The sequence below is a fragment of the Bradyrhizobium sp. UFLA05-153 genome (genome assembly GCF_054185185.1).
In genome coordinates, this window is the sequence record NZ_JBBIAM010000190.1 from 1 (window position 1) to 11,704 (window position 11,704).

Below are 11,704 nucleotides of genomic sequence, written 5' to 3' on the forward strand. Positions count from 1 at the left end.
GCACTTCAGGATTGGTCGCGACGAAGTTCGACGGCGCCAGCATGTCGAGAACCTGGCGCACGGAGAACTCCACGACCGCCTCGTTGGCGGGTGCCACACCTCGAACGCCGGTCGTCGCCTTGTGCCACCACTGCTCGCTCAGCAGAAACGCCTGAGCCAGCAGGTTGAATGGCGGGCTTTCCCATTCGGGCCTGGCGAAGCGACGGTCCTGAGCCTGCGGTTTGATCACGGACCAGGGGTCCTGATCGGGTTTTGGCGCATGTGCTGCGGCCTGGAGCAGCAGGCCCGCATCTCGAACAGCATCCTTCGCAATCTCCATCTGTCGCTGCGGCGCGGCCACAAGGTGCGAGGCCCAATCGAGATAGGCGAGCGACAGGGCGATGGGCGAGATGCCGCCGATCAGCCGCGCCAGCATCGCATGCAAGGCTCGGTCAACCGGATAGGAGTCCGCCGACGGGATTGGGCCAGCGGCCACCGCTTCGGGCGTTTTTTCGGGGCTTGTGGCCTCAGTGCCTGCTGGCACGTCGGCAATCAGATCGGCCACTGGAGCGGGCTCCTCGGCCCGCTGGAGTAGAGAGGTCTTTCCGGCGCTCATGGCTCGCATTTCGTCCGTATTTCCGGCTTCGGGCTCAATCGCGAGACGCAACATTGAAGAGGCCCGTGGTGGTCGCGATCACTCTGTCGCCGTGCTTGAAAATCCGATCGCAGTCGCGCCGGATGAAATCGATCTGATGCTGACCGCATTCGGCGCTAAGCGTTCTCCAGTCCTTGACAGAGTGCGAGCCCGCGAGCTTTGAGATGAACTCTGCGAACAAATGCGTCTCGGTCTGCGTGCGGTCCAGGAGCTCGTTGGCGACGAAGACAATCTCGTCCAGGAACAGCCGTTGCGCGCTGAACATGAGATCGAACGTGCGCTGGTTTGCCTCCGCGACCCGCCGGGCGGGATCCGACACCAGCTTCTCGGGCGCAAAATCTTGCAGTTTGGCGAGTTCGCTCAAGGTGACCTCCTGGCTCGCTCTGGGACTTCCAGGTTCCAGAATATGACCATGGGCCTTGCGCACCTTGAGCTGCATCAAGCGCGGCCGCGCCCCCTGACCCATTGACCTGCGTCAAACCGCCAAGTTCCGCCTGCACTAGGCTCGCGACATCGAATTCTTGCCAAGGATTCTTGCCAAGAACAGGCCAAGAATTCTGCCAGGACATGTGGAGTTATGCCATGCGCGCCCACCAGATCATGACCCGGTCGGTCATCTCGGTCACGCCCGACATCACCATCGTCGAAGCCGCGAACATCATGCTGAAACGCCATGTCAGCGGTCTTCCGGTGGTCGACGAAACCGGCAAGCTGGTCGGCGTCGTGTCGGAGGGCGACTTCATCCGGCGCAGCGAGATCGGAACCCAGCGCAAGCGTGGCCGCTGGCTGAAATTCATCCTTGGCCCCGGCCAATCGGCCAGCGATTTCGTTCAGGAACACGGCCGCAAGGTTTCCGAAGTGATGACGACGTCACCGGTGACCATCACCGAGGATACGGCACTTGCCGAGATCGTCGACATCTTGGAGCAGAACAACATCAAGCGCCTGCCCGTGGTACGCGGCGACAAGGTCGTCGGTCTCGTCTCTCGCGCCAACCTGCTCCAGGCTGTCGCTAGCCTTGCCCACCAGGTGCCCGATCCCACGGCGGACGACGATCACATTCGCAGCCGCATCATTGACGCGATGGAAAAGAACGACTGGTGCCCGTTCGGACTGAACGTCATCGTCAGCGACGGCATCGTACACTTGAGCGGCGTCATCACGGACGAGAGCGCACGCCGGGCGGCAATCGTCCTGACCGAGAACATCGATGGCGTGAAGAAAGTGCACGACCATCTGTGCTGGGTCGACACGATCTCCGGCGTCTATCTGAACTCACCGGAGGACGACGATCTCGCCAAGGCGAGCTGATCGGTGCATCAGCGCGGGATCACGGCGGTGGCTTCGATTTCGACGCGCGCCGCCTTCTCCACCAGCCTGACGACCTGCACCAGCGCCATTGCCGGATAGTGCGCGCCAAGAATCTCCCGGTAAATCTGGCCAAGCGCCTTCAGGTTGGCCAGGTACTCGTCCATATCAACGACATACCAGGTGAGACGCACGAGGTGCTCGGGCCGCGCGCCACCTTCCGCAAGAATCGCCGCGATGTTGCTCAACGTCTGACGAACCTGCGCGACAAAGCCATCCGCAAGGCGCTCTTCCGCGTCCCAGCCGATCACGCCGCCGGTGACGACGATGCGTCCTTCCGCGGCCACGCCGTTGGCATAGCCCTTCGGCATCGGCCATCCGGAGGGCTGCAGGATCCGGGTCGGAGGTGCATCTTCCCTGATCGGCAGCGTTGCGAGCTGCGGGCTCTTCGGCGTCGTTGCAGACAATCGTCCATTCCTCTCTTATTTGGTGTCGACGCCAGGCGACGAAGCCGCCGCCAGCGCCATCTGCCGCAAGGCAAAGCGCTTCAACTTGCCGGTCTCGGTCTTCGGCAACTGCGTCACGAACTCGATCGCGCGCGGATACTTGTAAGGCGCGATCTCGCGCTTGACGTGCTCCTGCAGATCGGTCGCAAGCCGCGTGTCCGGCACGACGCCGGGGGCGAGGATCACATACGCCTTCACGATCATGCCGCGCGCCTCATCGGGCGCCCCTACGACGCCGCATTCGGCGACCGCCGGATGCGTCAGAAGAGCAGCCTCGACGTCGGTACCGGCGATGTTGTAGCCGGCCGAAACGATCATGTCGTCGGAGCGCGACTGGTACCAAAAGTACCCGTCGGCATCCATCACATAGGTGTCGCCGGTGATGTTCCAGCCATTGTGGACATATTTGCGCTGCCGCTCGTCGGCAAGGTAGCGGCATCCGGTCGGCCCGCGGACCGCGAGGCGGCCCATCGTGCCTGATGGCACGTCGTTGCCGTCATCATCGACGATCTTCGCCTCGTAGCCCGGCACCGGCTTGCCGGTGGCGCCAGGGCGAATCTCCTCTTCCGTCGCGCTGATGAAGATGTGCAGCAATTCGGTCGAGCCGATGCCGTCCATCAGTTTGATGCCCGTTGCGTTCAGCCAGGCGTCGAATGTCGGCTTGGGCAAGGTCTCACCAGCGGACACGCATTTGCGCAAGGACGAGATGTCGCGGCCTGCGATCTTGCCGAGCATCGCGCGGTACGCAGTCGGCGCCGTGAAGCAGACGGTGGTCCTGTAGCGCTCGATGGCCGCAAGAAAATCGTCCGGCGTGGTCTTCTCCAGAACGACGAAGGACGCGCCGATATGCATCGGGAACAACACGCCGCCGAAGCCAAAGGTAAAGGCGAGCGGCGCCGATCCGATGAAACGATCGTCCTGCTTTGCCCGCAGGATGTTGCGCGCATAGCCGTCACAGACTGCCAGCATATCCCTATGGAAATGCATCGTGCCCTTGGGGTCGCCGGTCGTACCCGACGTGAAGGCGATCAGGCAAACATCGTCGGACGCCGTGTCGACCGCCTCGAACTCGGGGCTTGCGTCTGCGGTCAGCGCTTCCAGCGAGTCCGCAGCGCCTGTGCCCCAGTAGACGACGTGCTTCAACCCCGGCGCTGCCGCTTTCGCCTTCTCCATTTCGTCGGATAGCTTGCCGTCGCACAGCGCCAGCGTGATCTCGGCTTTCTGAATTGGATACAGAAGCTCCTTGGCACGCAACAAGGGCATGGTCGCAACCACGATGCCGCCGGCCTTGATGACCGCAAGATATGTGGCGACCATCATTGGATTGTTCGCCGAGCGGAGCAGGACACGTCCGCCGGTCACCAGGCCAAGCTTGCCAACCAGCACATTGGCAATGCAGTTCACGAGCCGTTGCAGCTCGCGATAGCTGTAGCTGACGGAAGGACTGATCGAGCATGGCGCATCGCCATGCCCCTCTTCGACCCAGCGATCAAGGAAGTAACTGACGCAGTTCAATCGCGGCGGATATTGCAGCTCCGGCCGCGTGAAGATGAACTCGGGCCATAGATCGCGGGGCGGCAGATGTTGCAAGGCAAAGGTGTCGGCGTGAGCCGTTCCAGCCCTGCCGGCATATGAGCCCGGAAGTTGCACCTTGGCGGCGTTAGCCATCGCACGCTCCTTTCAGCTTGGAGAGCACCCGGCAGCACTATCTGGAAATCATTTTAGGCTTAAAATAATTTGGCGCAATAGCAGATTTTGGACAACGCGTGCTTTTCTGACGGCAGGGGGGAGCGATCGCTGCGGAACAGGCTACGCTTTGCGGCGCGAGGCGGATTTCTGGGCCGAGGCCTTGGTCTTGGCCAGGAGGCGCATCAATTCACGCACGTCCTTTGGCGTGAGATCGGCAAAGACGTCGGCAATCCAGGTCTCGTGTTCCGCGGCCATCCTGCGAAACTCGGCGCGGCCAAGCTTCGTCAGCCGGATGACCTGGACGCGGCGATCGGTGTCGGACGTCCGGCGGTCGAGGTGCCCGGATTCCACGAGACGTTCGACGAGCCCCGTGACATTGCCGTTGGAGACCATCATGCGCTTGGAGACGTCGGACAAGGTCATGCCGTCCGGCGCCTTGTCGAGTTGCGCCATCAGATCGAAGCGAGGCAATGTGACGTCGAACCGCTCCCGCAGGCGGCTGCGCACCTCACCCTCGATCAGGGTCGTGCAGGTCAGCAGACGCAGCCACAGCCGAAGCTCTTCGGCATGGTCTTCCGGAAGTTCGACAGCCTTGGTCTCGGAATCGAGCATCGTGGTGCGGTCACTATGTCACAGCACTGGCGGCGGAAGCGAGCCAACGGTCGTTTTGAGCTTCAAGTAATTTCCGCCCCACCGCAAGCCCAAAACGCGCCGAACGACCCGTGCGGACCGAATTTCTTTAGGCTTCAAGCAATTGGCGCGCCGCTTGCATATAGCGCAGGGCTGATGCGCGGGCGGATGGCGCAACGCAAGATGCAGCAAGCTTCGGCTCTGCTTGCCGCGGACGCCGTCATCAGAATAAGCTTGGATCGAACGACAGGGCTGTAGCGTGAGCGCGAGCATATCGGGGGAGAGATCATGAAGAAGAAATTGAAGTTGGCCGGATTGGCTCTGCTCGCCGGCGCCGCACTGGATCCGGCATTTGCGCGGGAGAAGATCAAGCTCGGCGTGATCGTGACCTTGTCAGGCCCCGCCGCCGCGCTCGGCCAGCAGGTTCGCGACGGCTTTGCGCTGGCGGTCAAGGATCTCGGCGGCAAGATGGGCGGCCGCGATGTCGAGGTCGTGGTGGTCGATGACGAGTTGAAGCCGGATGCGGCGGTGACCAAGGTCAAGGGCCTGCTCGAGCGCGACAAGGTCGATTTCGTGGTCGGGCCGATCTTCTCAAACATCCTGCAGGCGATCCATCGCCCCGTCACGGAGTCCAAGACGTTCCTGATCAGCCCCAACGCAGGCCCGTCGACCTTCGCTGGCAAGGACTGTAGCCCGTTCTTCTACGTGACCTCCTACCAGAACGACCAGGTGCACGAGATCCTCGGCAAGGTGGCCCAGGATCGCGGCTACAAGCGCATGTATGTGATGGTGCCGAACTATCAGGCGGGCAAGGATTCGACGGCCGGTTTCAAGCTCGACTACAAGGGCGAGATCGTCGAGGAATCCTATATGCCGCTCAACACGCTGGACTTCCAGCCGGAGCTTTCGAAGATCGCCTCGCTCAAGCCTGACGCGCTCTTCACGTTCATGCCGGGTGGCCTTGGCGTCAACCTCGTCAAGCAGTACCGGCAGGCGGGGCTTGCCGATACGATCCCGGTGCTGTCGGCCTTCACGGTCGACGAATCGACCTTGCCGGCGCAGCAGGACGCGGCCGTGGGCATGTTCGGCGGCGCGAACTGGGCGCCCAACCTCGACAACTCGCAAAACAAGAAGTTCGTCGCGGCCTATGAAGCCGCCTACAACAGCGTGCCCGGCACCTATGCTTTCCAGGCCTATGACGCCGCGATGTTGATCGACAGCGCGGTCAGGGGCGTGAAAGGCGACCTCGCCAACAAGGACGCCGTAGGCGCAGCCCTGAAGAAGGCCGACTTCACCTCGCTGCGCGGCTCGTTCAAATTCAACACCAACGGCTATCCGATCCAGGATTTCTATCTGACCAAGGTCGCCAAGCGCCCTGACGGAAAATTCCAGACCGAGATCGTTCAAAAGGTCTTCGAGAACTACGGTGACCGTTACGCAAAAGACTGCAAGCCGGCGAACTGAATGCCGCGTTGAGCCTGGAGTAAAGGGAGGAATTCAAGTGAAGAGCGAGATCACCGGCATCACGAGGGCCAATGAGGGTATCCAGGGCATTTCCTGGAACATTCTCGGCCAGACCTATGTGCCTAAGAGCTATGCCGAGCACAGCTTCTCCTGGCATGCGACGCTGCCGCCCGGCACCTTCGTGCCGCCGCACATCCATCCGGACCAGGACGAGTATCTCTATATGCTGGAGGGAAAGCTCGACTTCGTGCTCGGCAACACCGAAGCGCAGGCAACGCCGGGTGACTTGATCCGCCTCGGCATGGGCGTCCCCCACGGCATCTTCAACAAGTCGGAGCAGACGGCGAAGGTGCTGTTCTGGGTCTCACCGAGCCGCAAGCTCTATGACCTGTTCTGGGGCCTTCACAACATGAAGGAGCAGAAGCCGGAGGACGTCGTCGCAATGGCCGCGGAGTTCAACATCCACTTCCTGCCCCCGCCGCCGTCCTAGACGGAGGGCGGCGTATCACGCCCTGACGGCGGCCAAGCCCGGCACCGCGGCGAAGCCGGCCTTCGTCGCATAGCCGCGCACGATCGCCTCACGCTGCGAGTAGCTCAGGACTTTCTCGACATTGTCGAAACCATCGGGCGCGAGCTGCTCGACAGCGTCGATCACCCCTTCGGGACCGCCACGACGATTGGAGCGGACAATCTCAGCCGTCATCGGCAGACGCTTCTTCTCATACTCGACCAGCGCCTGGCGCGGGTGCTCGGAACGCGCGAGCAGATCTGCAAGGCAGCGCGCATCGAGAATGGCCTGAGACGCGCCGTTCGAGCCGACCGGATACATCGGATGCGCAGCATCGCCCAGCAGCGTAACCCGCCCCGACGACCAATAGGGCAAGGGATCACGGTCACAGGTGGGATATTCGTAGAACTCGGGCGTTGCCGAGATCAAGCTTTTGACGTCGATATAGGGCACCGAGAAGCGCGCGACGTGCGGCATCAATTCTTCACGCCGGCCCGGCCGCGACCAGTCCTCCTTGCGCGGCGGCGGCGCGTTACCCTCGCCGATCTTCACCAGCACCGCCCAGTTCGTGAGGCGGCTCGCGGGGCTCGAGCCCTCAGCGATCGGATAGACCACGACCTTGGCGTTGAGGCCACCGGCGACGATCATCGACTTGCCGGTGAGGAACACCGGCCAATCGCGCGCGCCGCGCCACAGCATCAAGCCGTTCCAGCAGGGCGGCCCCTCGTTCGGAAACAGCGTCTCACGTACACGGGAATGGATGCCGTCAGCACCGATCAGGATGTCACCACGCGCCGTGTGGACGTGTCCGCCGGAGCGATCAAAGAAATAGGCGGTGACGCCGCCTTCGTCCTGGGTGAAGGCGCCCAGGCGACAACCGGTGTGAATGATCGCGGGCCCGAGCCGCTCCTCGACCGCGCGGTGGATGACGCCCTGCAGACGACCGCGATGAATCGAGAATTGCGGCACGTCATGACCCGCGTCGATGCCGCGCGCTTCGCGCCAGACTTCCTGACCGTGACGATTGAGATAATAGAGCTGGTCGGTGCGGATCGAGACCTCGTCGAGCTTCGGCAAGAGACCGAGCCCGGCAAGCTCGCGCATGGCATGCGGCAGGGTGTTGATGCCGACGCCGAGCTCGCGAATGGTATCGGCTTGTTCAAAAATCTCGCAAGCAATGCCGCGCGCGCGCAGCATCAACGCCGTGGTGAGACCTCCGATACCGCCACCGACGATTATCGCCTTCATCGCCCAAACTCCACTCGATACACGCCAGGCAACGGGGTTAACGTCGCATGGGCGGTCACTCCGCCGCAAGCGGCTTTATCGCCCTCACCCACCGCGTCGCCCGGCTCTTGGGCTTAGCCTTAATTAACAACTCCTCGAAATTCCTGCCTTCGCATATTCTGCTGCGGAGCGGCTAATCCCCCCTGAAGACCGGCTTGACCTTGTTGGCGAAGGCTTCGAAAGCGCGCTCGAAATCGGCCGTCGTCATGCAGAGCGCCTGCGCCACGGCTTCCGCCTCGATCGCCTCTTCCACCGACATCGCCCATTCCATCGCCAGCATCCGCTTGGTCATGGTGTTGGCGAAGCTCGGGCCTTCCGCGATTTGTTTCGCCAGCAGTTGCGCCTGCGGCAAAACCTGGTCGGTTGTGACGATACGGCTGAAGAAACCCCAGCGCTCGCCCTCCTCCGCCGTCATGAAGCGACCCGTGTAGAGCAGCTCAGAGGCGCGCGACTGACCGATGATCCGCGGCAGGATGGCGCAGGCCCCCATATCGCACCCGGCGAGCCCGACCTTGTTGAACAGAAACGCGACCTTCGCACCACTTGCCGCCAGCCGCATGTCCGATGCCATGGCGACGATCGCGCCGGCGCCGGCACAGATGCCTTCAACCGCGGCGACGATGGGCTGTGGGCAGGCCCGCATCGCCTTGACGAGGTCGCCGGTCATCCGCGTAAAGGCGGTGAGCCCCTTGGTGTCCATCTTGACGAGGGGGCCGATGATCTCGAACACGTCGCCGCCCGAGGAAAAATTGCCGCCGGCGCCCGTGACGACGATGGCCTTCACCTCGTCGTCGAACGCGCAGGCGCGGAAGAAGTCGGTGAGCTCGCGATAGCTCTCGAACGTCAGGGGGTTTTTTCGTTCCGGGCGATTCAGCGTGACCGTAGCCACATGGTCAACCACTGCAAGCAGGAAATGCTGAGGGGAATAATCCGCCAGCGGCACGGTAACAGGATTGGCTGGTCTGCTCATGAGGACTCTCTGTCGTTCTCGTTGCGCTACCCTGCGGTCTATATTTCGCCACCGGCCACTGCGATCGCCTGCCCCGTGATTGCGCCGGCACCTTCACCGCAAAGCCAGAGCACGGCGTCCGCCACCTCCTGTGGCGTGACGAGCCGACCCTGCGGGTTGTGCCGCGCGAGATCGGCGATCGCCTGCTCGCGGCTCCGCCCTGTCTTCTTCATGATGCTCTCGATGCTATCGGCAACGAGGTCCGTATCCGTAAAGCCCGGGCAGACGGCGTTCACGGTGATATTGCTGTTTGCCATTTCCAGCGCCAGCGAACGCACGAGCCCGACCACGGCGTGCTTGGCGGCCGCATAAGCGCTGACGTAAGCGTAGCCTTTCAAGCCCGCTGTCGATGCGATCGCGATGACGCGGCCATAGGAGCGGTCCTTCATCGCGGGCAACACGGCCTGGACGGCGTGCACCACGCCCATGAAATTGACATCCATCATCCGGGCAAAGAGCGCGGCGTCGGATTTTGCGAACGGCGCGGATTCGGCGCTCCCGGCGTTCGCGATCAAGATGTCGATGGGCTGTCGCTCGGCCGTCTTCGCGATCGCAGCCCTCAGCGCCGCCTCATCCGAAACATCGGCGACAACAGCATAATGCGCGGCCCCCGCATTGACGGCCTCCTCCAGAGTCGCAGCGTTGCGGCCGAGTACGGTGACCGTGGCGCCGGCTTCTGTCAAAGCTGCTGCGGTAGCGCGACCGATGCCGCGGCCACCGCCCGTCACGAGCGCATGCGAAGAACGCGGCAGTCCGGACATGCGCAGCCTCCCTGAAGGCACCGGTGGATCGAGCGTTGCGAATATATTTTAAGCTTCAAATTATTGCAATGGAAGGCCCCATTTCAGCCCTCGTGAGGTGCCGGTCCGGAAATTGCTTTAAGTATAAAGTTATCTCTTCCCATCCCCGACAGGCCTGTTAGCATCGGCGGGCCGAGCAAGGGGAGCCGCGTGCAGCAACCGACGCCGACGATAACCAGGGATGGACGCTTCGCCTATGAGGCCGCAGGCGATCCGGATGCGGTGCCTTTGGTCTTTCTGCATGGCATTGGCGGCGCAGCGCGCGCCTGGCGCCACCAGCTCGCGACATTCGGCAGGCGTTTTCGCGCAATTGCATGGGACATGCCTGGTTATGGCGGGTCGAAACCGCTCCCTGACGTGAGCATTCCCGCATTGGCGGAGGCCTTGCAGGAGTTCCTGCAACAGATCGAAGCCAACGGACCCGTCCTGGTTGGCCATTCGATCGGCGGGATGATCGTGCAGCAATGGCTGACGCAACATCCTCAAGCCGCACGCGCGGTGGTATTGGCGCAGACCAGCCCAGCCTTCGGCAAGGCCGACGGTGACTGGCAGAAATCGTTCATTGCGGCGCGGCTCGGGCCCCTCGATCGCGGCGAGACCATGAGTTCGCTCGCGCCCTCGCTCGTCAAGGAGCTGGTTGGCGAGGATCCGGACGCGAAGGGCATGGATGTCGCGCGTGACTGCATGGCCAGCGTGCCGGAGGCGAGCTATCGCGCGATGATGCTCGCCCTGATCGGGTTCGACCGGCGGAGCGCCCTCAAGGACATCGCCGTTCCGACGCTGCTCCTGTCCGGATCCAGGGACAACAATGCGCCTGCGCCGATGATGGCGAAAATGGCGGGCTACGTCCGTTCAGCTCGCTACGTGGAGCTCGCGGGCATCGGCCATCTTGCCAATCTCGAACGTCCTGATGCCTTCAACGCGGCAATCGATGATTTTCTCATATCAAGCGTGGCCAAAACACAGGTGACCGGACAATGACCATGCAAGTCAGCAAGAACAGCACAGCCAACAAGGTCGCGCTCGACGCGCCGATCTTCGATCCCGTTGCATTCCGCCTGAACGCCGAGCAGACGGCCATCATCGCCCGGGCGCGGGAGATCGGCCAGAGCGTGTTCGCCGGCCGCGCCGCGGCCTACGATCGCGACGCGGTGTTCCCGACCGAGAACTACCGCGATCTGCACCGCGTCGGCCTGCTCGGCATCGCCGTCCCGAAGAAACATGGTGGACTGGGGGCCGGCTACCAGACCTATGCGCTGGCTGCGGCTGAGATCGGCCGCTATTGCGGTGCGACTGCGCTGACCTGGAACATGCATGTCTGTTCGACCCTGTGGTCGGGGCCGTTGGCGGACGACCTCGACATGGATGACGCAATGCGTGCGGAGCACGAGCGTCGTCGCGCAGTCCACTACAAGCGCATCGTCGAGGATGGTGCGATCTATTCGCAGCCTTTCTCGGAAGGCGGCGCGGCGGCCGCAGGCGGCGTTGCTTTCGGCACCGAGGCGAAGCCCGTTGGCGGCGGTTGGATCATTAACGGCAAGAAGATCTTTGCTTCACTCTCGGGCCATGCCGACTACTACGGCGTGCTCTGCACCGAAGTCGAGGAAGGCGAAAAGGCCTCACGCCGCAACACGCTCTACCTCGCCATTCCCGCCAAGGCGGAAGGCGTGTCTGTGGTCGGGGATTGGGATCCGCTCGGGATGCGAGGGACGGTCTCGCGCACGCTCCTGTTCAGGGACGTGTTCGTGCCGGAAGATGCCGCGCTGATGCCGCGCGGCGTCTATTTCCAGGCGGCAATGCGCTGGCCGCACATGTTCCTTACGTTGTCGCCGACCTATATGGGTATTGCGCAGGCGGCCTATGATTTCA

At 62.7% G+C, this 11,704-nt stretch carries 13 protein-coding genes; 5 read left to right on the top strand and 8 right to left on the bottom strand.

Features of this window, described 5'->3' with window-relative positions; all coding sequences use genetic code 11:
• Positions 1 to 649: poly-beta-hydroxybutyrate polymerase N-terminal domain-containing protein (locus Q2941_RS48225; protein WP_458197060.1), on the bottom strand; the 649-nt coding region annotated here is incomplete at its 3' end.
• Positions 630 to 998, bottom strand: coding sequence for a hypothetical protein (locus tag Q2941_RS48230; protein ID WP_254111521.1), 369 nt, complete (start codon positions 996 to 998; stop codon positions 630 to 632). The genes Q2941_RS48225 and Q2941_RS48230, both read right to left, overlap by 20 nt.
• A 218-nt stretch (positions 999 to 1,216) precedes the next feature.
• On the opposite strand from Q2941_RS48230, the gene Q2941_RS48235 reads away from it, so the two are divergent.
• Positions 1,217 to 1,945 carry a CBS domain-containing protein gene (locus Q2941_RS48235; RefSeq protein WP_458197061.1) on the top strand — a complete coding sequence of 243 codons (729 nt, stop codon included), beginning with the start codon at positions 1,217 to 1,219 and terminating at the stop codon, positions 1,943 to 1,945.
• A gap of 8 nt (positions 1,946 to 1,953) precedes the next feature.
• Here the strand turns inward: Q2941_RS48235 and Q2941_RS48240 are convergent, their stop codons facing one another.
• The 3 genes from Q2941_RS48240 to Q2941_RS48250 form a co-directional block, all read right to left on the bottom strand.
• Positions 1,954 to 2,409, bottom strand: a complete 456-nt coding sequence (locus tag Q2941_RS48240) for a RidA family protein (protein ID WP_027528461.1) — start codon at positions 2,407 to 2,409, stop codon at positions 1,954 to 1,956.
• Positions 2,410 to 2,424: 15 nt separating this feature from the next.
• Complete coding sequence (locus Q2941_RS48245) at positions 2,425 to 4,116, bottom strand: benzoate-CoA ligase family protein (RefSeq protein WP_458197062.1); 1,692 nt, start codon at positions 4,114 to 4,116, stop codon at positions 2,425 to 2,427.
• A gap of 141 nt (positions 4,117 to 4,257) precedes the next feature.
• Positions 4,258 to 4,749 (bottom strand): MarR family winged helix-turn-helix transcriptional regulator, encoded by a 492-nt coding sequence (locus tag Q2941_RS48250; RefSeq protein ID WP_254111518.1) that lies wholly within the window; start codon positions 4,747 to 4,749, stop codon positions 4,258 to 4,260.
• A 306-nt stretch (positions 4,750 to 5,055) separates the two neighbouring features.
• Between Q2941_RS48250 and Q2941_RS48255 the strand changes: the two genes are divergently transcribed.
• Both Q2941_RS48255 and Q2941_RS48260 read left to right on the top strand, forming a co-directional pair.
• Entirely contained in the window at positions 5,056 to 6,231 is a 1,176-nt protein-coding gene (locus Q2941_RS48255; protein ID WP_458197063.1) for an ABC transporter substrate-binding protein, read from the top strand.
• A 37-nt stretch (positions 6,232 to 6,268) separates the two neighbouring features.
• Positions 6,269 to 6,721 carry a cupin domain-containing protein gene (locus Q2941_RS48260; protein ID WP_254104582.1) on the top strand — a complete coding sequence of 151 codons (453 nt, stop codon included), beginning with the start codon at positions 6,269 to 6,271 and terminating at the stop codon, positions 6,719 to 6,721.
• Positions 6,722 to 6,736: 15 nt separating this feature from the next.
• Here Q2941_RS48260 and Q2941_RS48265 read toward each other — a convergent pair whose 3' ends face one another.
• The 3 genes from Q2941_RS48265 to Q2941_RS48275 form a co-directional block, all read right to left on the bottom strand.
• Positions 6,737 to 7,987, bottom strand: a complete 1,251-nt coding sequence (locus Q2941_RS48265) for a flavin-dependent oxidoreductase (RefSeq protein WP_458197064.1) — start codon at positions 7,985 to 7,987, stop codon at positions 6,737 to 6,739.
• A 172-nt stretch (positions 7,988 to 8,159) separates the two neighbouring features.
• The gene (locus Q2941_RS48270) at positions 8,160 to 8,996 is read right to left on the bottom strand and encodes an enoyl-CoA hydratase family protein (protein WP_458197065.1); all 837 of its coding nucleotides are present in this window, start codon (positions 8,994 to 8,996) and stop codon (positions 8,160 to 8,162) included.
• A gap of 38 nt (positions 8,997 to 9,034) precedes the next feature.
• Entirely contained in the window at positions 9,035 to 9,796 is a 762-nt protein-coding gene (locus Q2941_RS48275) for an SDR family NAD(P)-dependent oxidoreductase (protein WP_458197066.1), read from the bottom strand.
• A 189-nt stretch (positions 9,797 to 9,985) separates the two neighbouring features.
• Here Q2941_RS48275 and Q2941_RS48280 point away from each other — a divergent pair, with 189 nt between their 5' ends.
• Positions 9,986 to 10,816 carry an alpha/beta fold hydrolase gene (locus Q2941_RS48280; RefSeq protein ID WP_458197067.1) on the top strand — a complete coding sequence of 277 codons (831 nt, stop codon included), beginning with the start codon at positions 9,986 to 9,988 and terminating at the stop codon, positions 10,814 to 10,816.
• On the top strand, positions 10,813 to 11,704 hold an 892-nt coding region (locus tag Q2941_RS48285), incomplete at its 3' end, for an acyl-CoA dehydrogenase family protein (RefSeq protein ID WP_458197068.1). The genes Q2941_RS48280 and Q2941_RS48285, both read left to right, overlap by 4 nt.